This window comes from Streptomyces sp. NPDC088157 (genome assembly GCF_044741545.1).
In the GTDB taxonomy this organism is placed as follows: domain Bacteria; phylum Actinomycetota; class Actinomycetes; order Streptomycetales; family Streptomycetaceae; genus Streptomyces.
The window spans coordinates 1-20,692 of the sequence record NZ_JBIUSU010000008.1 but is presented as its reverse complement, the minus strand read 5'-3'; the positions used below and the strand labels follow the sequence as shown (position 1 = coordinate 20,692).

The 20,692-nt window shown below is 71.2% G+C and carries 15 protein-coding genes and 1 pseudogene; 8 read left to right on the top strand and 8 right to left on the bottom strand.

Annotated elements, in window-relative coordinates; all coding sequences use genetic code 11:
- Nucleotides 1–78: 78 nt before the first annotated feature.
- The 4 genes from ACIPFH_RS29775 to ACIPFH_RS29760 all read left to right on the top strand — a co-directional run bounded on the left by ACIPFH_RS29775 (nucleotide 79) and on the right by ACIPFH_RS29760 (nucleotide 4,761).
- Nucleotides 79–3,045, top strand: coding sequence for a nitrate- and nitrite sensing domain-containing protein (locus tag ACIPFH_RS29775; RefSeq protein ID WP_401831892.1), 2,967 nt, complete (start codon nucleotides 79–81; stop codon nucleotides 3,043–3,045).
- Nucleotides 3,042–3,476 (top strand): roadblock/LC7 domain-containing protein, encoded by a 435-nt coding sequence (locus ACIPFH_RS29770; protein WP_356253891.1) that lies wholly within the window; start codon nucleotides 3,042–3,044, stop codon nucleotides 3,474–3,476. Before ACIPFH_RS29775 ends, ACIPFH_RS29770 begins: the two co-directional genes overlap by 4 nt.
- A gap of 9 nt (nucleotides 3,477–3,485) precedes the next feature.
- On the top strand, nucleotides 3,486–3,881 hold the full coding sequence (locus ACIPFH_RS29765; protein ID WP_356253894.1) for a DUF742 domain-containing protein: 396 nt from the start codon (nucleotides 3,486–3,488) through the stop codon (nucleotides 3,879–3,881).
- A 274-nt stretch (nucleotides 3,882–4,155) separates the two neighbouring features.
- Complete coding sequence (locus tag ACIPFH_RS29760; RefSeq protein ID WP_356253897.1) at nucleotides 4,156–4,761, top strand: ATP/GTP-binding protein; 606 nt, start codon at nucleotides 4,156–4,158, stop codon at nucleotides 4,759–4,761.
- Between the two features lie 129 nt (nucleotides 4,762–4,890).
- On the opposite strand, the gene glpK is transcribed toward ACIPFH_RS29760, so the two are convergent.
- From glpK to ACIPFH_RS29735, 5 genes and pseudogenes are all read right to left on the bottom strand, one after another.
- Nucleotides 4,891–6,411 (bottom strand): glycerol kinase GlpK, encoded by a 1,521-nt coding sequence (gene glpK, locus ACIPFH_RS29755; protein WP_401831189.1) that lies wholly within the window; start codon nucleotides 6,409–6,411, stop codon nucleotides 4,891–4,893.
- Nucleotides 6,412–6,624: 213 nt separating this feature from the next.
- Nucleotides 6,625–6,813 (bottom strand): annotated as a pseudogene (locus ACIPFH_RS29750) (aquaporin family protein); the annotation flags it as partial.
- A gap of 548 nt (nucleotides 6,814–7,361) precedes the next feature.
- Nucleotides 7,362–9,017, bottom strand: a complete 1,656-nt coding sequence (locus ACIPFH_RS29745) for an EAL domain-containing protein (protein ID WP_401831187.1) — start codon at nucleotides 9,015–9,017, stop codon at nucleotides 7,362–7,364.
- Between the two features lie 134 nt (nucleotides 9,018–9,151).
- A complete protein-coding gene (locus ACIPFH_RS29740) occupies nucleotides 9,152–10,342 on the bottom strand; it encodes a lipid-transfer protein (RefSeq protein ID WP_401831186.1) in 1,191 nt (396 codons plus the stop codon).
- Nucleotides 10,339–10,764, bottom strand: a complete 426-nt coding sequence (locus ACIPFH_RS29735; RefSeq protein ID WP_401831890.1) for a Zn-ribbon domain-containing OB-fold protein — start codon at nucleotides 10,762–10,764, stop codon at nucleotides 10,339–10,341. Before ACIPFH_RS29735 ends, ACIPFH_RS29740 begins: the two co-directional genes overlap by 4 nt.
- Before the next feature lie 96 nt (nucleotides 10,765–10,860).
- Between ACIPFH_RS29735 and ACIPFH_RS29730 the strand changes: the two genes are divergently transcribed.
- Together ACIPFH_RS29730 and ACIPFH_RS29725 are read left to right on the top strand one after the other, a co-directional pair.
- A complete protein-coding gene (locus ACIPFH_RS29730) occupies nucleotides 10,861–11,670 on the top strand; it encodes a M15 family metallopeptidase (protein WP_401831184.1) in 810 nt (269 codons plus the stop codon).
- Nucleotides 11,671–11,717: 47 nt separating this feature from the next.
- On the top strand, nucleotides 11,718–12,254 hold the full coding sequence (locus tag ACIPFH_RS29725; protein ID WP_401831183.1) for an NUDIX domain-containing protein: 537 nt from the start codon (nucleotides 11,718–11,720) through the stop codon (nucleotides 12,252–12,254).
- A gap of 2 nt (nucleotides 12,255–12,256) precedes the next feature.
- Here the strand turns inward: ACIPFH_RS29725 and ACIPFH_RS29720 are convergent, their stop codons facing one another.
- Nucleotides 12,257–14,623 carry a TIM-barrel domain-containing protein gene (locus ACIPFH_RS29720; protein ID WP_401831181.1) on the bottom strand — a complete coding sequence of 789 codons (2,367 nt, stop codon included), beginning with the start codon at nucleotides 14,621–14,623 and terminating at the stop codon, nucleotides 12,257–12,259.
- Between the two features lie 214 nt (nucleotides 14,624–14,837).
- Between ACIPFH_RS29720 and ACIPFH_RS29715 the strand changes: the two genes are divergently transcribed.
- On the top strand, nucleotides 14,838–16,814 hold the full coding sequence (locus tag ACIPFH_RS29715) for an acetoacetate--CoA ligase (protein WP_401831179.1): 1,977 nt from the start codon (nucleotides 14,838–14,840) through the stop codon (nucleotides 16,812–16,814).
- A gap of 305 nt (nucleotides 16,815–17,119) precedes the next feature.
- Entirely contained in the window at nucleotides 17,120–18,013 is an 894-nt protein-coding gene (locus ACIPFH_RS29710) for a hypothetical protein (RefSeq protein WP_401831177.1), read from the top strand.
- Nucleotides 18,014–18,098: 85 nt separating this feature from the next.
- Here ACIPFH_RS29710 and ptsP read toward each other — a convergent pair whose 3' ends face one another.
- Entirely contained in the window at nucleotides 18,099–19,769 is a 1,671-nt protein-coding gene (ptsP, locus tag ACIPFH_RS29705) for a phosphoenolpyruvate--protein phosphotransferase (RefSeq protein WP_401831175.1), read from the bottom strand.
- Nucleotides 19,770–19,848: 79 nt separating this feature from the next.
- Entirely contained in the window at nucleotides 19,849–20,298 is a 450-nt protein-coding gene (locus ACIPFH_RS29700; protein ID WP_356253924.1) for a PTS glucose transporter subunit IIA, read from the bottom strand.
- Nucleotides 20,299–20,692 lie beyond the last annotated feature (394 nt).

The following is a 20,692-nucleotide window of genomic DNA, read 5'->3' as shown; positions in this document are numbered from 1 at the left end:
GCGTCGGTAGTAGGCTCGCGCCGTTTGTTGACGCACATGCGTACCCCCTGCCGGTGGGGGTTCGAGCTGGGGGAGGCCATGCGCTTTCGCGGGAAGTCGATCCGCCGGAAGATCGTGGCGCTGCTCCTCGTGCCGCTGGTGTCCCTGACCGCCATCTGGGGCTTCGCCACGGTACTCACGGGACGCGAGGCGAGCCGCCTGTTCACGGTGTCGTCCCTCGTGGAGAAGGTCGGCTACCCGATCGAGGACACCGTCCGGGTCGTCCAGCAGGAACGCCGCCAGACCCTCGTCTACCTCGCCGACCCCCGTGCGTCCGACGCGCTGTCCGCGCTGCGCCGCACCCGGACCGCCACCGACGAGGCACTCGCCGAGATTCGTGGGAACGCCCAGGATCCCGACGTGCGTGACGTCCTGGACCAGGACGACCGGGAAGGCCTGACCGCGGTGCTCGACGCCTTCGACGGAATCGACTCCCTGCGCCGCGGTGTCGAGGAGGGCACCGTCAGCCGGGCGCAGGCCCTCGCCCTCTACACCCAGCTGATCGACCCCTGTTACGCCCTGCTGGCCAAGATGGACGTCGTCGACAGCGTGGAGATGGACAAGCAGTACCGAGCGCTCGTCAGTGTCGCCCGCGCCCGTGAACTGTTCTCGCAGGAGGACGCGTTGCTCGGCTCCGCCCTGGTCGTGGGCCGGCTCAGCCGCGCGGAGATCCGCGACGTCTCCGACCTCGAGGCCCAGCGGGAGGTGGTCTACGAGGTCAGTCTGGCCCAGCTGCCCACCGCGGAGCGCGAACGCTACGAGAGCTTCTGGAAGAACGCGACCACCGCCCCGGTACGGACCGTCGAACAGGCCGTCGTCGCCACCACGCCCGGCGACATGCCGCGGGGCGTCAGCGCCAAGAACTGGGACACCGCGGCCGGAAACGTGCTCGGCGAGCTCGGCACCCTGGACGAGCAGGCCAACGACCGCTACCAGGACCGGGTCCGCCCGGTGGCGGTCGAGGTCATCGTCAAGGCGGTCGTCGCCGGTGTCTTCGGACTGGTCGCCCTGCTCGTCTCCCTCGTCCTGTCCGTCCGGATCGGCCGTGGCCTCGTCCGCGATCTGCGCCAGCTCCGGATGGAGGCCCACGACGCGTCCGGCGTGCGGCTGCCCAGTGTGATGCGCCGTCTGTCCGCGGGCGAACAGGTCGACGTGGAGACCGAGGTGCCGCGGCTGGAGTACGACAAGAACGAGATGGGCGAGGTCGGCCAGGCCCTCAACACCCTCCAGCGCGCGGCGGTCGAGGCCGCCGTCAAACAGGCCGAACTGCGCGCCGGTGTCTCCGAGGTCTTCGTCAACCTCGCCCGCCGCAGCCAGGTCCTGCTGCACAAGCAGTTGACCCTGCTCGACACCATGGAGCGCCGCACCGAGGACACCGAGGAGCTCGCCGACCTCTTCCGCCTCGACCACCTCACCACCCGCATGCGCCGGCACGCCGAGGGCCTGGTGATCCTCTCGGGCGCCGCCCCCTCCCGGCAGTGGCGCAGGCCGGTGCAGCTCATGGACATCGTGCGCGCCGCGGTCGCCGAGGTCGAGGACTACGAACGCATCGAGGTCCGCCGGCTGCCGCGGCTCGCCGCCACCGGCCCGGCCGTCGCCGACCTCACCCACCTGGTGGCCGAACTCCTCGAGAACGCCACGGTGTTCTCCCCGCCGCACACCGCGGTCCAGGTGTTCGGCGACCGGGTCGCCAACGGTTTCACCCTCGAGATCCACGACCGCGGCCTCGGTATGGCGCCCGAGGCTCTCCTTGAGGCCAACCTCCGGCTGGCCGAGACACCGGAGTTCGAGCTGTCCGACACCGACCGCCTCGGGCTGTTCGTGGTCAGCCGACTCGCCCAGCGGCAGAACGTCCGTGTCTCCCTGCAGCCCTCGCCCTACGGGGGGACGACGGCCATCGTCTTCATCCCCGACGCACTGCTCACCGACGACGTCCCCGACACCAACGGCATCGGCTTCCGGCTCGACCGCCCGCGGCCCCCGAAGGAGGCCGCGGGCACCGAGACCCGCAGGACCGCCCTCTCGCCGGCCTCGGTGCAGCTCCCCGGAGTGCCCGCCTCGCTGCTCGACGGTCCGGTCGAGCTGGAGGCCCCCGTCGACCTGGACGTCCTCGGTGAGTTCCCGGCCACCCTCGACGAGGACGACGACCGCGGTGGCCTGTTCCGCCCGCGGCACTCCCTCACCCGCGCCGAGGACGAGCCGGCGGGGAGCGTCGTCGACCAGCACCACAGGCTGCCCGAAGGCTCCGGCGAACCCCATGGGTCCCTCGCCGACGACCCGGCCGGGCCCATACCGCCCACCGGCCGCCGCATGCCCAAACTGGTCAGCTCGCACGGTCGCCCGGTCCCGGAACAGCGGCCCCGGCGCTCCGAGCCGGAAACGGAAACCCCGACCAGGCCGGGCCCCCGCCGGGGGGAGAGCGAAGGCCCGGCGCCTCTGCCGTCGCGCCGCCGCGGCACGACCGCACAGATCCCCCGCGGCGGAGGCACGGCCGAGCGCCCCGCGCTGCCGGAACGTCCCGGCCGCGGCACGGATGAGCCGTCCCGGTCCCCCGCCCTTCCCCAGCGCACCCGGCAGGCCACGACCCGGCCCGGCGGTCCCGACGACACGCCCGGGCGCGTGGACACGCCGTCCGCCAGGCCCGGCGACATCGCGCCGGGCGGGACAGGCAGCGGCGCGGCCGACCGGATCGGCGGTGGCGCGCGGAGCGCTGCCCCGGAAAGCGGCGACCGGAACCAGGGAACCGCGCCTCACGGCAGCGGCTCCGGCACGGGTGCGCTGCCCCGGCGGGTACGGCAGGCGAACCTGGCCCCGCAACTCAGGCAGGGCCCGGCCCCGCGCACCGAGGACCGGGCCGATCCCGCAGACCGGGACGCCGACGAGGTACGCAGCCGGATGGCCTCGCTCCAGCGCGGCTGGCAGCGCGGCCGCGTAGAGAACGCCGCGGGCGACGACGCCCACAGCGGCGCAGCACCACAGGGAACGACAAAGGGGGACGGTCGATGACCGCACCGAAGGCGACCGGCCACAGCACCACCAACAACGGCGAGTTGAACTGGCTCCTCGACGAACTCGTCGACCGTGTCGCCAGCATCCGCAAGGCCGTCGTCCTCTCCGGCGACGGCCTGCCGACGGGTGTGTCCAAGGACCTGACCCGGGAGGACGGCGAACACCTGGCCGCCGTCGCCTCCGGATTCCACAGCCTCGCCAAGGGCGTCGGCCGGCACTTCGAGGCCGGCAGCGTCCGTCAGACCGTCGTCGAGCTCGACGACGCCTTCCTGTTCGTCACGGCCGCCGGCGACGGCAGCTGCCTGGCCGTCCTCTCGGACGCCGACTCGGACGTGGGGCTCGTGGCGTACGAGATGACGCTCCTCGTCAAGCGGGTCGGCGTACATCTGGGATCCACCCCGCGCACCGATCTGCCCTCGGGCGGGTAGTGGGATGGCATGAGCACAGACGGTCAGGGAAGCAGTCACTGGTTCGACGACGAGGCAGGACCGGTCGTCCGTCCGTACGCCATGACGCGCGGCCGCACCACCAGTGCGGTCCAGCACCGCCTCGATCTGATCGCGCTGGTCGTTGCCGAACCCCACGCAGAAGACGCGGAAACGGATTCCTCGCTGTCCCCGGAGCACGTGGACATCGTCGCCCTGTGCCGGGAAACACCGCAGTCGGTCGCCGAACTCGCCGCCGAACTCAACCTGCCCATCGGAGTGGTACGAGTCCTCGTCGGCGACCTCGTGGACGCCGAATTCGTCCATGTGAACCGTCCGGTACCCCCTGCCGAGCTGCCGGACGAAAGCATTCTGCGCGATGTGATCAACGGCCTCCGAGCGCTGTGAGCAGCGCGGATGCGAGGTGAGGACGTGACCGGCCGACAGCTCCGGATGGACGGGGGCGGCGCCTCGGCCGCGGTCGTCGCGCGTCGTCCGGACGGCCGACCGGTGACGCGCGAACCGCTGTCGGGGAACCCGGCGCGGTACGTCGGCACCGTGGTCGCCGGCGTCCGCGTCCTCCTGGGACGCGAACGTGAGCGCACCCCACCCCCGGTGGCGGAGGCCATGGACCACCGCCCCCCACCCCCCCCAGTCGAGCATCAACCAGGAGAAGAGACCGATGATCTTCGGGCGTTCTGAGCGCGGCAAGCCCCCGGTCGAACCCGTCACGCTCAAGATCCTGGTGGCCGGCGGTTTCGGCGTGGGCAAGACAACCCTCGTCGGGGCCGTCAGCGAGATCAGGCCGCTGCGTACCGAGGAGTACCTCACCGAGGCGGGCCGTCCGGTCGACGACACGACCGGCGTCGAGGGCAAGCACACCACCACCGTGGCCATGGACTTCGGGCGTATCACCCTGCGCGAGGACCTGGTGCTCTATCTCTTCGGGACGCCCGGTCAGGAGCGGTTCTGGTTCATGTGGGACGAGCTCTCCGAGGGCGCGCTCGGCGCCGTCGTGCTCGCCGACACCCGCCGGCTCGAGGACTGCTTCGCAGCCGTCGACTACTTCGAACGGCGCTCCATACCCTTCCTCATCGCCGTCAACTGCTTCGAGGGCGCCGCCCGTTATCCGGAGGAGGACGTGCGCGGTGCCCTCGACCTCGATGACGGCATACCGGTGGTGCTGTGCGACGCGCGCGACCGCAGATCGGTCAGGGACGTCCTGGTCGGCGTCGTCCAGCACGCGATGGACTACGGGGCGGAACGTCGTCGGACGGTCACCACCTGAGCCGTTCGGACGGGCACGGCCCGTACCCCCGCCGACCGGGGTACGAGCCGTGGCTCAACGGGACGCACGCGTGTGTGGCACGAGGAGAAGCCACGCGCGTGCGTCGCGGGTCGGCAGTACGCGCGCGTACTAGCCTTCGCCGTCCTCCAGCCAGCCGAAGCTCTTCTCCACGGCCTTGCGCCAGTTGCGATACTCCCGGTCCCGCACCGACGCGTCCATCGCCGGAGTCCACTCGGCGTCCTTCCTCCAGTGCGCCTTGAGCTCGTCGAGGTCGTTCCACACACCGACGGCGAGCCCCGCGGCGTAAGCCGCGCCCAGACAGGTCGTCTCGGACACCCGGGGCCGGATGACGGGCACGCCGAGCACATCGGCCTGATGCTGCATGAGCAGGTTGTTCCTGGTCATGCCGCCGTCCACCTTGAGGGTCGTGATCTGCACCCCGGAGTCCTGGAACATGGCGTCCACGACCTCGCGCGTCTGCCAGCTCGTCGCCTCGAGCACCGCACGGGCGAGATGGCCCTTGGTGACGTAGCGGGTGAGGCCGGTGACGACACCGCGCGCGTCGGAGCGCCAGTACGGTGCGAACAGCCCGGAGAACGCGGGGACGATGTAGGCGCCGCCGTTGTCGTCGACGCTCGCCGCCAGGGTCTCGATCTCGTCGGCCGTACGGATGATGCCGAGCTGGTCCCGGAACCACTGCACGAGCGCACCCGTGATGGCGATCGAACCCTCCAGGCAGTAGACGGGCGCCTCACCGCCGATCTTGTAGCCCATCGTCGTCAGCAGCCCGTGCTTCGACGGCACGGGTCGGTTGCCGGTGTTGAGCAGGAGAAAACTGCCGGTCCCGTACGTGTTCTTCGCCGCGCCCACCTCGTAGCAGGCCTGGCCGAACACCGCCGCCTGCTGGTCGCCCAGCGCCGACGCGACCGGCACGCCCGCGAGTTGACCCACAGCCGTTCCGTACACCTCGGCGGAGGACCTGATCTCCGGCAGCACGGCCTCGGGCACGTTCATCGCGGACAGGATGGAGGCGTCCCACTGGAGGGTCTCCAGGTTCATCAGCATGGTGCGCCCGGCGTTGGTGACGTCGGTGACGTGGCGGCCGCCGTCGGTGCCGCCGGTGAGGTTCCAGATGAGCCAGGAGTCGATCGTGCCGAAGGCGATCTCGCCGCGCTCGGCGCGTGCCCGGAGTCCCGGCACGTTGTCGAGCAGCCAGGCCGCCTTGGGCCCGGAGAAGTAGCTCGCCAGCGGCAGCCCCGTCCGGTCGCGGAAACGGTCCTGCCCGTCGGATCCGCCCAGTTGGCCGCAGAGTGCCGCGGTGCGTGTGTCCTGCCACACGATCGCGTTGTGCACCGGCTTGCCGGTGGCGCGGTCCCACAGCACGGTGGTCTCGCGCTGGTTGGTGATCCCGAGGGCGCTGATCTGGTCGGCGCGCAACCCGGCCTTGGCGATCGCCCCGGCGACCACGGCCTGCACCTTGGACCAGATCTCGGTCGCGTCGTGCTCCACCCAGCCGGGCTTGGGGAAGATCTGGCGGTGCTCACGCTGGTCGACGGCGACGATCGCGCCGTTCCGGTCGAAGACGATGCAGCGGCTGGAGGTGGTGCCCTGGTCGATCGCGGCGACGTACTTTTCGGCGTTTTCCGTCATGGCTACCCCTTGGGCTGGTTCAGAAGGCTGCGCGGATGACTGCGGAGGTGGTCGGCGACACGGGCGCCGGAACGGCCGGCCGCGGGGGAATCGCTGCCCGGCCGACCGCACGGATCGCGACACGAATGGCTGTGCGATGGCGGGTCGGACGTCCGGCTGCACGAACGGAGGGCTGACGGCCGCTCAGTAGGCCACGTCGTGGGGGAGACCCGCGAGCGCTCCGCCGACCAGTGGACCGACGACCGGGATCCAGGCGAACCCCCAGCGGAAGGCGATCACGATCCATCCCGAGGCTCTGGCCTTGGAGTATCGGAGGGTGACGGCGGCGCAGACGCCCGCGCCGAACAGGATGAGGATCGCGGTTCCGATGACCTCGCCGACGAATATGTCCCCGTTGCTCATGGCGGCTCCTAGGCCCGGCCCGGGGCGGATCGACCCCGGTGCGCCGTGCAGGGTGCGGTTCCCGTGGCTGCTTCGGCCATGGCAGGGAGATCCCGCGCCCCACCCGGCGTCCGTGACGAGCGTGCCGTCGTAGCCGAATCGCCCCTGGGGGCGCGGGCTCACCGTCGGGAGCCCGCATGGCGCGTGCCTGGATACGCCGAGAATGTACGGCGATGTCGGCTGACACCGGGAAGTGTTCACCGGCACCCAGGGAGCGTCAAGGAGCCCGACGGCAACGGTTGGAGGCGCAGGGGACCGGCCGCGCGGCCGGGGTTGCGGGGTGTGGACCGCCGTCCCGCGCCTCGGTCCCCTCGCCTGCGCCGCCCTGGAGCCACTCCGTGGCCGCTCTCGCGCACCGGCAGGCTCTCCGGTGCCCCTGACCGCTCGGAGCGCCCGTCGAGGCTTCCAGCAGCCCTGCGCCGAGTCCGCCGACGGGCGGCGCGCGGCCGTCGAACGGTCGTCCCGAACGGCTGCCCGTCCAACCGCCTTGCCCGGCTTCCGGCACCACGTCAGCCCGCCCCCGGTTCCACCCCCACCGCGCCCGTCCCCGCGGGAGCCGTCGGCGGTGACCCGCGGCGGATGTCGTACCCCGTCGGCCCCGCGTGCCCGACCACCCAGCTCGCCCCGCGCAATGACTTCGCGGCCCCCTTCAAGGGCGCCAGACAGGCCGCCGCCTGACGGTGATCGGTCACGCTGCCCGGTCGGCACAGGACGGTGGCGAGCGACAGCGTGACCGGGTGCCCGCCCGCCGACCACGGCGCGTCCAGCACGGAAGCGGCCAGCGGCTCAAGGACCTCCGGATCGGCCAGCACCAGGAAGTCGTCTCCGCCGATGTGCCCCACGCGCGTGTTCCCTGACGCCGCCGCCTGCAGGGCCCGTCCCACCGACCGGATCAGCTCGTCACCCGCCGCGAACCCGGCCCCGTCGTTGACCTGCTTGAAGTGGTCGATGTCCAGCCAGCTCAGCGCGAACCCGCGCCCCTCCGCGATCCGCCGGTCCACCTCCCCGGTGATCGCGTCCGAACCGGGCAGCCGCGTCAGCGGATTCAGACCGGCCGCCTCCTCGACCCGGCTCTCGGCCAGCGCCCGTATGAGGTCCGCCAGCCGGACCACGCCCACGCAACGTCCCTCCCGGTCGACGACCGCCACATCGTCGGAGGTGCGGTCCCGGTCACCGACCGCCACCACGTCCAGCACCTCCCACGCCGTCGCGTCGACGCCCACCGTCCGCGGCGGATCGCCGAGCCTGGCCGCGGGACGGTCCGCGTACAGGGCGTGGCCGTAGCGCCCGGACATCGACAGCAGGAAGCGCGACCGGTGCACCGACCGCACGGGGATCCCCGTACGGTCCACGAGCAGTACCCCGGACACGTCCGGCGAGCCGGTCAGCAGCGCCCGCACCTGGCCGGCGGAGGCAGTGGCGGGCAGCAGCGCGGCCGGCCGGACGAACTCCCGCACCGACGGCCCCGACCGGGGCGCCGGCGCGACGCCGGGCCCGAGCGGCGGAACGTACACGTCGGCCGCGGGCAGCCGGCTCGGCGGCGCGAAGAGCGTGCCCTGGGCCAGTTGCGCCCCGGCCGACACCGCGGACGCACACTGGAGCTCCGTCTCCACGCCCTCGACGACCAGCAGCGCCCCCAGTTCGTCGCACAGGGTCCGCATCGCCCGGACCGCCGCGGGCCGTCCCAGGAGTGAGGCGTCGAGCTTGACGAGGTCCGGCGCGATGTCGACGAGCAGCCGCAGCGGTGCGTCCCCGTCCCCGACCCCGTCCGCGCTGACCCGGAAGCCCTGGCCCCGCAGTGCGCTCAGGGCCTCCAGCAGCGCGGGCTGCGGAACGTGCGTGTAGGGCGGCACGACGTCGAGCGTCACCTCCCAGGGCAACCGCCCCGCCTCACGCACCGCGCCGTGCAGCGCGGTGAGCCCGCCCAGGTCGGCCAGGGTGCCGGCGAACACGTTCACGTGAAGGGGCAGCAGGGTCTCCACGCGGCCCGCCGCGCGGACCGCCGACACGGCCAGCCGGCCGTCGAGTTCGGGATCCCGGCGGGCCTGCGCCAAGATGTCGCCGGCCTCCGGGCGGGCGAGTATCTCCAGTCCCACGACCCCTCCGGTGGTCAGGTTGACCACCGGCTGAAAGGCGAAGCGGAGAGTGTCCGTCCAGGAGTGCACGGGAGCATGATTGCGCCGTGGGCCTGCGCCCAGGCGCAGTTCATGAGACGTTCACACACGATTCCGGCTTGATCGCGGAGAGTGAGAGGCGGTCGGCCGGAAAGGCACGTGCCAGGCAGGCGTCCCGGCGCTCCTCACCGCACCGCGACCACCGCCGAACCATGCCCGAACAGCCCCTGGTTCGCCGTGACGGCCACGCGCGCGCCCGCGATCTGGCGATCGCCCGCCTGCCCCCGCAACTGCCAGGTGACCTCGCAGACCTGGGCGATCGCCTGGGCAGGCACCGCCTCGCCGAAGGAGGCCAGTCCACCGCTCGTGTTCACCGGTATACGGCCGCCCGGCGCCGTCACGCCCTCCCGCAGCAACTTGGCGGCCTCACCGTCACCGCACAGCCCCAGGTCCTCGTACCACTGCAACTCCAGGGCGGTGGACAGGTCGTAGACCTCGGCGAGGGACAGGTCCTCGGGCCCGACGCCCGCCTCCTCGTATGCGGCGCGCGCGATCGAGGCCCGGAAGGGTTCAGCGGCCGGCTCCGCCGCCACCGCGGAATCGGTCGCGATGTCCGGCAGATCCAGCACCGTGTTGGGGTACCGGGGCGTCACCGTGGACACGGCCCTGATCCGTACCGGCTCCGCCACCCCGTGCCGTCGGGCGAACTCCATGCTGGACAGCACCAGGGCCGCGCCGCCGTCCGACGTGGCGCAGATGTCCAGCAGCCGCAGCGGATCGGCGACCACCGCGGAGGCGGCGACCTCCTCCGCCGTGACCCGCTGGCGGTAGCGCGCGTTCGGATTCAGCGCGCCCATGGCGGCGTTCTTCACCTTGACCCGGGCGAAGTCCTCCGGCGTGTCCCCGTGCATCGCCATGCGCCTGCGCGCGTACAGCCCGAAGTACGTCGGATTGGTCGCGCCCAACACCCGGAACCGCAACCAGTCCGGGTCGTCCGGGCGGTCCCCGCCCGCAGGGCGGAAGAACCCCTTGGGAGCGGCATCGGCTCCGACCACGAGCACGACGTCCGCCAAGCCCGCGAGGATCTGGGCGCGGGCCGTGCCGATCGCCTGCGCGCCCGACGCGCAGGCCGCGTACACACTCGCGACGCGTGCGCCCTGCCACCCCAGGGCCTTCGCGAACGTCGCCCCGGCCACATATCCCGGATAGCCGCCACGCACCGTGTCCGCGCCCACGATCGAACCGACGTCCCGCCAGTCCACACCGGCGTCCGCGAGGGCCGCGCGCGCCGCCTTCACGCCGTACTCGACGAAGCCGCGCCCCCACTTGCCCCACGGATGCATCCCGGCGCCGAGCACCGCCACCTCTGTCGTCATCCCGCCACCCCCGTCGGCCGCCATCGCCAGGTCGTCCAGGTCGTCTCGGCGTCCTCGTCGAGCACGCCCGGGACGACCTCCACCTTCATGCCCACCGTCAGATCGGCGACGGTGACTCCGGGAACCGCCTGTCCGAGTACGACGATCCGCTCGGCCTCCAGCTCCACAGCGATCAACGTGCACGGCTCCCACGGAAGTTCCGGATCGGTCACATAGGGTGACGGAGGGCGGTACCGGCTGTCCGTGTACGACCAGATGCGGCCGCTCCGCGAGAGCGGGACCTCATCCAGCTCGCCGCCCCGGCAGCCAGGGTTGCGACAGTGCGTGTCCTCACGCGGGAAGAAGACCGACCCGCATGCCGAGCAGCGCGTGCCGAGCAGCCGGAAGGCGTCCCCGTCCCCGGCGAACCATCCCGTGACCACGGGTGTGCGTGTGCGTGACAAGGCGCCTCCCGGCAGGTGTCTGACGGATCGTCAGAAGTGTGTCACGGGCATGCCGAAATGGGCAGGGCAGGAGACATGACACGACTCTCCAGCGCAGTACGCGGTGTCGTCGCGGTTCTCGTCGCCCTGCTGACCCTGACCGCCGCCTCCGCCACCGCGCGGGCCCACACCGATCCCAGAGCCCCTGCGGACTTCGTCGCCTTGAGAACCGTGGACCCGACGATCCTTCAGGAGATGCGCTACTTCACCCCGCACAACTTCGTCGGTGAGCGCGTCGACGGCTACCGGCAGCCGATCTGCATCCTCACCCGCCCGGCCGCCGAAGCCCTGCACAAGGCCCAGACGAACCTGCTGAGCCAGGGATACTCACTCAAGGTGTACGACTGCTACCGCCCCCAACGCGCCGTGGACCACTTCGTCCGCTGGGCCGAGGACCTGAACGACCAGTACATGAAGGGGGAGTTCTACCCGGACGTCGACAAGACACGTCTCTTCGAGGACGGTTACATCGCCGCGAAGTCCGGTCACAGCCGCGGCTCGACCCTGGACCTCACCCTCGTGAAGCTCCCGGCGGAGCCGACCAGGGCCTACGTGCCCGGTGAGCCCCTCGTGCCCTGCCATGCGCCGCAACAGCGGCGTTTCCCGGACAACTCGGTCGACATGGGGACGGGCTTCGACTGTTTCGACACCTTGGCCCACACCCTGGACCCACGCGTCCAGGGCCGGCAGCGCGCCAACCGGACGCTCCTCAAAGGCACCCTGGAGGCTCTCGGCTTCGTGAACCTCGCCGAGGAGTGGTGGCACTACACCTTCAAGCCCGAGCCCTATCCCGACACCTACTTCGACTTCCCCGTGTCCGCCAGGTCTCTCGCCCAGAGGTATTGAGCCGCCTCCGTACGACGCCCTCCCCAAGATCGGATACGCTCCGCCGCGTGTCCGAATCTCTGCACTCCACTTCGAACTCCGCGCGCGACTCCCACTGTTCGAGTTGCGGAGCGCCCTACGGGGAGGGCGTCACCGGCTGGCCCCGCACCTGTCCGGCCTGTGCCACCGTGGCCTACCGCAACCCGCTGCCGGTCGCCGTCGCGCTCCAGCCCGTGTACGACACGAAGGGCACCGCCCTGGTCGTCATCACCCGAACCATCGTCCCCGCGCGCGGGGGCATCGCACTGCCCGGTGGTTACATCGACGACCGTGAGGACTGGCGGCAGGCCGTCGTCCGCGAGCTCAGGGAGGAGACCGGCATCGACGCCGCCCCCCGCGACGTGCGGCTGGCCGACGCCATGAGCTCGCCCGACGGACACCTGCTGCTGTTCGGGCTCCTGCCGGAGCGACCCGCGGACCGTCTCCCGGAGACCGCTCCCACGAACGAGACCGGGGGCTGGCACCTTCTGCACCGGCCGGAAGAACTCGCCTTCCCCCTCCACACGCACGCAGTGCGCGCCTTCTTCGAGGGCCGCTACATCTGAGCTCACCCCTCGTCGAGCCCGCGTACGCGCACCGGGTGGGACGGCGCGTGCACGCCGTCCCCACCCTCCCGTTCGACGACGACCCGCGGCCCCTCCCAGCGGGCGACGTACCGCTCGATCTCCGGTTCCTCCCAGCCGTCACCCGCGTCCCGCACGACCACGCCCCCTCCCGTCCGCCCCCGGACCGGGGCCCACACCTCCAGCTCCAGCCGGCCGTCGTCGCCCCGCACCGGTATGACGGAACCCGCGCGCGCGAGCACGGGGATACGCGACAGCGGGGCCTCCACGAACACCTGCCCCGGCCCCTGGTACGCCTGCCCCGTCGCCGTGTCGTACCAGCGCCCCCGCGGCAACTGCACGGCACGCCGGTCTCGGCCGGGGTCGAGCACCGGCGCCACCAGGAGGCAGTCACCCAGCAGAAAGGCGTCCTCGCAGTCGCGCAACGCCCGGTTGCCGGGCGCTCCCCACCACACCGGACGCACGTAAGGGGCCCCGGTACGGCGGGCCAGATGCGCCAGCGTCACGAAGTACGGCAGCAGCCGCCGACGCTCGACGAGCGCCACGCGCGCGTGCTCCAGGACCTCGGGACCGAACTCCCACGGCTCCCGACGCCCCGCACGCACGCCCGCCTGCGTACGGAACAGAGGCAGGTACGCGCCCAGCTGGAACCAGCGCAGAAACAGCTCGGGCGACGGACTGCCGTCGAAACCGCCCACGTCCGGACCCGAATACGGCACACCGCACAGCCCGAGCCCCATCACCAGGGACAGCGACGCCCGTAGTCCCGGCCAGCCCGTCGCGACCTCCCCGGACCAGGTGCCGCCGTAGCGCTGCGAGCCCGCCCAGCCGGATCGCGAGACGACGAACGGACGCTCGTCCGCGATCAGCTCCCGCAGCCCCTCGTGGGCCGCCCAGGCCATGCACAGGCCGTACACGTTGTGTGCCTCGCGATGATCACCACCGCGCCCGTCCAGGGCGTGCCGGGCAGACCGGGGCAACGTCGGTTCCCCGAAGGCTGCGAACAGCGTCGGTTCGTTCATGTCGTGCCAGAAACCGGCGAACCCCTGCGAAAGCCGCTCGGCGTACAGACCTCCCCACCACTTCCGCACACGCGCGTGCGTGAAGTCCGGGAAGACGACCTCCCCGGGCCGCACCACTCCCTCGACGAGCCGCCCCGAAGCGTCCCGCACGAACGCGTCCACGGCCGCCCCGCCGTCGTACACGGCGTTGCCCGGCGTGGCCTTGACCGCCGGGCCGACGACCGACACCAGCCGTATGCCGTCCCGACGCAGTTCCTCGGCGAGCACCGCCAGTTTCGGGAAACGCTCCTGATCGACGGTGAACACCTGCTGCTCGTCGTAGTGGTCGATGTCCAGGTGGACGGCGTCCAGCGGCAAGCCGTGCTCGTGATAGCCCGTGACGATCCGGCGCACCTCCTCCTCGCTCCCGAAACCCCGGCGCGCGTGATGGTGACCCAGCGCCCACGCGGGCGGCAGCGCCGGTGCCCCGGTGAGCGAGGCCCAGGCGAGCAGCACGCGCGCGGGGGTGCCCACCACCACCCAGCAGCGCAACGGGCCTCCGCCCATCCGCACCTCGCACGCCCCGGGCCGGTCGTGCCCGGAGCCGGCTCCCTCCTCGCCCTCCCGCAGCGTGACCGTGCCGTCCCAGGACGTGTCGTGGAACACCAGGTGAGTGGCGGCGTCGGCCACCACCAGCTGCACCGGCATCGTGAGATACAACGGGTCGTCCCCAGGGCCGAACGCGCGCCCGGGATCCGTGTTCCACAGCCGGTAGGTGCCGTCGCGCAGCCGTGGCCCGGACGCTCGCCCGCCGAGACCGAAGAAGCGCGCGTCCGCCGCCACCTCCGAACGCTGCATCCAGCGCGCCGGGCCGCCTTCCTGCGGCTCCCACCACCGAGGCGGCAGATCACGCCGCAGCATCACGCCACCCGGCGTGCACACCTCGATGGCACCGTGCCGCGAGACCACGACCGTCACCCGTTCGGCGACGACCCGCCACCCGCCGTCCTTGTCGGGCTCCAGCACCGCCCGGGGATCCGGCTCCGGACAGCGGCCGGCCAGCGCGTACGACGGCTCGGGCTCGGCGCCGTCCCACCCCCAGAACACCGCGCCGTTCACGGCGACGCGGATCCTCAGCTCCGAGCGCCTGAACCGGAGCGTCCCACCACCCGGCTCCGGCTCCACCTCCTGCAGCGGACCCGGGACCCGCGCACGCTCGGGACCCCGCACCGGCAGCCCGGCGGCGTCGGCGCGGCTCCTGCGCCAGGCGGCCCGCACGGTCCGGAACCCCTGGGCAGCGCCCGAGGAACCGACCGCCTTCATCGAACGCACCAGGTCACGACCGTCCATGCTGTTCACCCTGTCACTGACCGCGCCGGCCGCGCGGGTCGTTCAACTGCCGTTCACCTGTGATGAGGCCACATCTTCACGACGCGGACTGTGGCGGACCCACCCTGGTGCGGAAGTCGATCACATGGCATCGTCCGTGTCAGCCGCGTCACGCGCACCACCCCAGCTCGTGCGCGGGCGACGCACACGACGCGCACAGTACGGGAGCCGCCCCATGTCGACCGTGAACCCCGAGCCGCTCTGGCGGCCAGATCCGCAGCGCATCGCGCGAGCTCAGGTCACGAAGTTCCAGACCTGGGCGGCCGAGCGGCACGGAGCCCCCTCAGAAGGCGGCTATCAAGCGCTGCACCGCTGGTCCGTGGACGAGCTCGAGACGTTCTGGAAAGCCGTCGCGGAGTGGTTCGACGTGCGGTTCTCGACGCCCTACGCGCGCGTACTGGGTGACCGCTCCATGCCCGGTGCCCAGTGGTTCCCGGGAGCGACACTGAACTACGCCGAGCACGCCCTGCGCGCGGCCGCCACCCGCCCGGCCGAGCCGGCCCTGCTGTACGTCGACGAGACCCGCGAACCCAGCCCGATGACCTGGTCCGAGCTGCGCCGCCAGGTCGGTTCACTGGCCGGCGAACTGCGCGCCCTCGGCGTCCGCCCCGGAGACCGGATCAGCGGCTACCTCCCGAACATCCCGCAGGCCGTCGTGGCCCTCCTGGCGACGGCCGCCGTGGGCGGGGTATGGACCTCCTGCGCCCCCGACTTCGGAGCCCGCAGCGTCCTCGACCGCTTCCAGCAGGTCGAGCCCGTCGTCCTGTTCACGGTCGACGGCTATCGCTACGGCGGCAAGGAGCACGATCGCCGTGACGTCGTAGCGGAACTCCGCGCCGAGCTGCCCACCCTGCGGGCCGTGGTCCACATCCCCCTGCTGGGCACGGAACCGCCCCGTGGAGCCCTGGAATGGTCGGCCCTGACGGCCGCGGACCAGGCACCCGTCTTCGAGCAGGTCCCCTTCGACCACCCCCTCTGGGTGCTCTACTCCTCCGGTACGACCGGCCTGCCCAAGGCCATCGTCCAGTCCCAGGGCGGCATCCTGGTCGAGCACCTCAAGCAGCTCGGCCTGCACTGCGACCTGGGACCCGAGGACCGCTTCTTCTGGTACACCTCGACCGGTTGGATGATGTGGAACTTCCTCGTCTCCGGCCTCCTGACCGGCACCACGATCGTCCTGTACGACGGCAGCCCCGGCTATCCCGACACGGGCGCGCAGTGGCGCGTCGCCGAACGCACCGGCGCCACCCTCTACGGCACCTCCGCCGCGTACGTCATGGCCTGCCGCAAAGCAGAGGTGCACCCGGCCCGCGACTTCGACCTCTCCAAGGTCCAGTGCGTCGCCACCACGGGATCCCCGCTCCCGCCCGACGGCTTCCGCTGGCTGCACGACGAGTTCGCGGCGAGCGGGGCCGACCTGTGGATCGCCTCCGTCAGCGGCGGCACGGACGTGTGCTCCTGCTTCGCCGGAGCAGTCCCGACGCTGCCGGTCCACACCGGCGAACTCCAGGCACCCGGCCTCGGCACCGACCTCCAGTCCTGGGACGCCGACGGTCACCCCGTGATCGACGAGGTCGGCGAACTCGTCGTCACCAACCCCATGCCGTCGATGCCGGTCCGTTTCTGGAACGACCCCGACGGCAGCCGCTACCACGGCAGTTACTTCGACACCTACCCCGGCGTGTGGCGCCACGGAGACTGGATCACCGTCACCCCGCGTGGCTCCGTCGTCATCCACGGCCGCTCCGACTCCACGCTCAACCGCCAAGGCGTACGCATGGGCTCCGCCGACATCTACGAGGTCGTCGAACGACTCCCCGAGATCAAGGAATCCCTGGTCATCGGTATCGAGCAGTCCGACGGCGGCTACTGGATGCCGCTCTTCGTCCACCTCGCCCCCGGGGCCACGCTCGACGAAGCACTCCTCGGCCGCATCAAACAGGCCATCCGCGAACAACTCTCGCCGCGCCATGTCCCCGACGAGGTCATCGAGGTCCCCGGCGTCCCGCACACCCTCACCGGCAAACGCATCGAGGTCCCGGTCAAGCGCCTCCTCCAGGGCACCCCACTGGAAAAGGCCGTCAACCCCGGCTCCATCGACAACCTCGACCTACTGCACTTCTACGAGGATCTCGCCCGCAAGCGAGCCTGAGCACACTCCCGGAAATTCATCATCGAGCCGCCGCGAGGTCCGAGGCCGACCGACATCCGGCGGTCTCCGCGCTGCCGTGCACAGGGAACCGGCGCCACCGGCCCACCCCGGCACCGTGCGCCACTCGCCGTCACGATCGTGACTGCCGTCAGGTCCCGGATCATCTGGCCCCAGACGGCAGCACCCCTGCGACCTGCGCATTTCGTCGCGGCCCGGGTTTATCCCCGATCACCCAGGACCCGATGTCAGTCCGGACGGTTACTGTGAGTGAGCATCGATCGACTGTGCACACAGGGGGAAAACACATGGCACACACCGACCACCAGACCATGCGACGCGTCCTGCGCCGTGAAATCGCCGGCACCATCGGTCTGCTCACCGACGAACACGACTTCCGTGCCATGCGGCGCTACCGCACCTTCACGTTCGACGATCACGCCACCTACCTCCAACAGGTCGAAGACCTCCTGAAGACACGCGCCATGCAGGGCACCCACACCACCGTGGCCCTTTTCGACCCACAGGAGTACGCCGAGTACTGCACGGCCCGGGGAATCGACCCCGACATCCCCGCCCACCGCACCCGCTTCACGGCCGAACTCGCGACCACGGGCCCCACCATCCCCTACGAGGGCCAGCCCCTCGCCGACCTCCTGCCCGCACTCGTCGACGAAGCCGTACGGCAGGCGACCTGGGAGTACGCGGCCACCCTGCTCGCGCGCCTCGGCGCCTGCGCGACCTGCGGCGAGGACGTCGGCCGCGCTGCCTTCACGCGGGCGTCGAACCTCGTCGCCCGCATCCTCGACACGGCACCACCCGGCAACCGGCACCTGGTGTGCAGCGTCACCGGCACACCCGAAACACTGATCGCCGTACTCCACGCGGACGAGGAGGACAGCGGCGCCACGCAACTCGACGAGGCCGAAGCGCTCGAGTTCACCACCGTCCTCGCCCTCGGCCTGGCCACCCAGAGCCCGGGCGGCCTGGTCATGCGCACCACCGCCCCCGACACGTCCGACCGGATCTACGGGTGGCGACTGCGCGGCGACGGCCTGGAACCCCTGACCGCCGGCGAGGTCTTCGACGCCTATTGCACCGACGTGGAATCCGGCGACCTCATCTCACCCGAGTCCAACGTGGACTACTGCTTCCCACCGGATCTCGGCCAGGAGGGAACCTCGCCGGGTCACAGCCACTGACGAAGGGGACGCCCACACACCCCAGGGGCGCTCCCCCCGAAGGCGGAGCGCCCCCGCTCACCGACCGAGGGCCGGCCGGAACCGACTACTCGCCGGACAGCACGGCCCGGGCAGCGTTACGCGCCTCCTCGGCACTGTCCGACGCACGCGCGGCAGCCGCCGCACGCTCACACTGCGCCAGCGTGTACTTCGCCAGTGCGGTCCGCACGTAGGGAATCGACGCCGCCCCCATGGAAAGCGAGGTGACTCCCAGACCCGTCAGCACACACGCGAGCAGCGGATCGGACGCCGCCTCGCCACACACACCGCAGCTCTTGCCCTCGGCCCTTGCCGCCTCGGCGGACAGAGCGACGAGGTCCAGCAGCGCGGGTTGCCACGGATCCTGCAGCCGGGACACCGCACCCACCTGCCGGTCGGCGGCGAACGTGTACTGCGCGAGGTCGTTCGTGCCCAGCGACAGGAATTCCACCTCCTGCAGAATGGAACGAGCACGCAGAGCGGCCGACGGAATCTCCACCATCGCGCCGAACTTCGCCCGCAGTCCCGCCGCACGGCACGCGTCCGCGAACGCCTTGGCGTCGGCGCGGTCCGCCACCATCGGCGCCATGACCTCGAGGTAGACGGGCAGCCCTTCGGCGGCCTTCGCGAGCGCGGTCAGCTGGGTCCGCAGGACGTCGGGGTGGTCCAGCAGGGTCCGAAGCCCACGCACACCCAGCGCAGGATTGGGCTCATCGGCCGGAGTGAGGAAGTCCAGCGGCTTGTCGGCGCCCGCATCCAGCACGCGCACGACGACGCGCCCCTCGGGGAACGCCTCGAGCACCTGCCGGTAGGCCTCGACCTGCTTCTCCTCGGACGGCGCGCTCTTGCTGTCGTCGAGGAAGAGGAACTCGGTACGGAACAATCCGACGCCCTCGGCCCCGGCCTCGACGGCGGCCGGCACATCGGCAGGCCCTCCGACATTCGCCAGCAGCGGCACTTTGTGACCGTCGGCGGTGGCGCCCGGCCCCGTCGAGCCGGCCAGTGCCGCCCTGCGCTCGGCGGCAGCGGCCTCGAGCTGTGCCTTCTTCTCTTCACTCGGATTCACGAAAATGTCACCGGTGCTGCCGTCGACGGCGATCACCGTTCCCTCGGTGAGCTCACCGGCGCCCGGCAGGGCCACGACGGCCGGAACGCCGAGTGCGCGCGCCAGGATGGCGCTGTGACTCGTCGGCCCGCCCTCCTCGGTCACGAAACCGAGCACGAGCGTCGGGTCCAGCAGCGCGGTGTCGGCGGGCGCCAGGTCTCGGGCAACCAGCACATACGGCTCGTCGCTGTCCGGGACACCGGGCATCGGGACGCCCAGCAGACGGGCGACGATACGATTCCGCACGTCATCGAGGTCCGCGACGCGACCGGCGAGGTACTCGCCGGCCCCTGCCAACAGCTCACGGTAGGCGGCGAAAGCGTCGTACACGGCACGCTCGGCCGTGCTGCCGACGGCGATACGCCGGTCCACGTCGACCATCAGCTCGGGATCCTGGGCCATCAGGGCCTGCGCCTCGAGCACCGCCTGGGCTTCGCCCCCCGCCAGGTTTCCGCGCGCCATCAGGTCGGCTGCCACAGCCTCGACGGCCTGACGGGCGCGCCCCTGTTCGCGTTCCGCCTCCTCCGCCGGGATCTGCTTGGCGGGCGGTTCGAGGACCGCCGTTCCCATGTGCCGAACCTCGCCGATCGCCACACCGTGACTCACGCCGACGCCTCGCAGCGTTGTCTCCATCTCACCCGTCTCCGATAGTGCGGCGGGTACCGCCGCCGCGGTGGTTGTCCTGCGTGCCGTCGCGACGACGGCAGCAGTCCTACTGCCAGGAAAAGAGAACGTCGCCGACCTTGATGTCGCCGTCTTCACGCAGTTCGCCGAGCGAGTCGGCCGTGGCCTCCAGCGCGACGACCGGGCACACCGGGGACTTGCCGGCCTTCTCGACCGCGGCCGGGTCCCATCGCACGATGCCCTGGCCGCGCGTCACGGTGTCGCCCTTGTTCACCAGGAGCTCGAAGCCCTCGCCGTTGAGCTGCACGGTGTCGATCCCGAGATGAGTGAGTACCCCATGCCCATCGGCGTCGACCACGACAAAGGCGTGCGGATGGAGCGACACGATGACTCCGTCCACAGGCGCGACCGCCTCGGAGGGCTCACGCACCGGATCGATCGCGGTGCCAGGGCCGACCATGGCCCCGGAGAAGACCGGGTCCGGCACGGCCGCCAGGCCGATGGCGCGTCCTACTAGAGGGGACGTCACGGTGGTCATGGGAAGCCTCCCGGGTGGAGATCTGTATGGGCCGTTACTGACTGTCCAGGTCGGCGAGCTGTGCAGCAGGGTATGTCATATGAAGTACCCGTTCGGCACGAGAGCTCCCGATCCGTGGTCTAGACCACTACCCTAGTCGATTTGCAGCGCCTCTGCGGCCCCGTGTACAGTCGTACTCCTGCTTGAGGGTGAGTGACGCGATCAAGCGCGCCTATCGAGCAGCACCCAACTTGTCAGATCCTCTCTTCGGATCATCTTCTGCATGCCTGCGGAACGGTGGTCAGAGGGCCGGAAAAACCCTGATAGAGTCGGAAACGCAAGACCGAAGGGAAGCGCCCGGAGGAAAGCCTGAGAGAGTCTCTCGGGTGAGTACAAAGGAAGCGTCCGTTCCTTG

What these genes read in the sequence shown, in the direction of transcription:
- ACIPFH_RS29775 (WP_401831892.1), top strand. Translation starts at nt 79, where the DNA reads ATGCGCTTTCGCGGGAAGTCGATCCGCCGGAAGATCGTGGCGCTGCTC.
- ACIPFH_RS29770 (WP_356253891.1), top strand. Translation starts at nt 3,042, where the DNA reads ATGACCGCACCGAAGGCGACCGGCCACAGCACCACCAACAACGGCGAG.
- ACIPFH_RS29765 (WP_356253894.1), top strand. Translation starts at nt 3,486, where the DNA reads ATGAGCACAGACGGTCAGGGAAGCAGTCACTGGTTCGACGACGAGGCA.
- ACIPFH_RS29760 (WP_356253897.1), top strand. Translation starts at nt 4,156, where the DNA reads ATGATCTTCGGGCGTTCTGAGCGCGGCAAGCCCCCGGTCGAACCCGTC.
- glpK (WP_401831189.1), bottom strand. Translation starts at nt 6,411, where the DNA reads ATGACGGAAAACGCCGAAAAGTACGTCGCCGCGATCGACCAGGGCACC.
- ACIPFH_RS29740 (WP_401831186.1), bottom strand. Translation starts at nt 10,342, where the DNA reads ATGACGACAGAGGTGGCGGTGCTCGGCGCCGGGATGCATCCGTGGGGC.
- ACIPFH_RS29730 (WP_401831184.1), top strand. Translation starts at nt 10,861, where the DNA reads ATGACACGACTCTCCAGCGCAGTACGCGGTGTCGTCGCGGTTCTCGTC.
- ACIPFH_RS29720 (WP_401831181.1), bottom strand. Translation starts at nt 14,623, where the DNA reads ATGGACGGTCGTGACCTGGTGCGTTCGATGAAGGCGGTCGGTTCCTCG.
- ACIPFH_RS29715 (WP_401831179.1), top strand. Translation starts at nt 14,838, where the DNA reads ATGTCGACCGTGAACCCCGAGCCGCTCTGGCGGCCAGATCCGCAGCGC.
- ACIPFH_RS29710 (WP_401831177.1), top strand. Translation starts at nt 17,120, where the DNA reads ATGGCACACACCGACCACCAGACCATGCGACGCGTCCTGCGCCGTGAA.
- ptsP (WP_401831175.1), bottom strand. Translation starts at nt 19,769, where the DNA reads ATGGAGACAACGCTGCGAGGCGTCGGCGTGAGTCACGGTGTGGCGATC.
- ACIPFH_RS29700 (WP_356253924.1), bottom strand. Translation starts at nt 20,298, where the DNA reads ATGACCACCGTGACGTCCCCTCTAGTAGGACGCGCCATCGGCCTGGCG.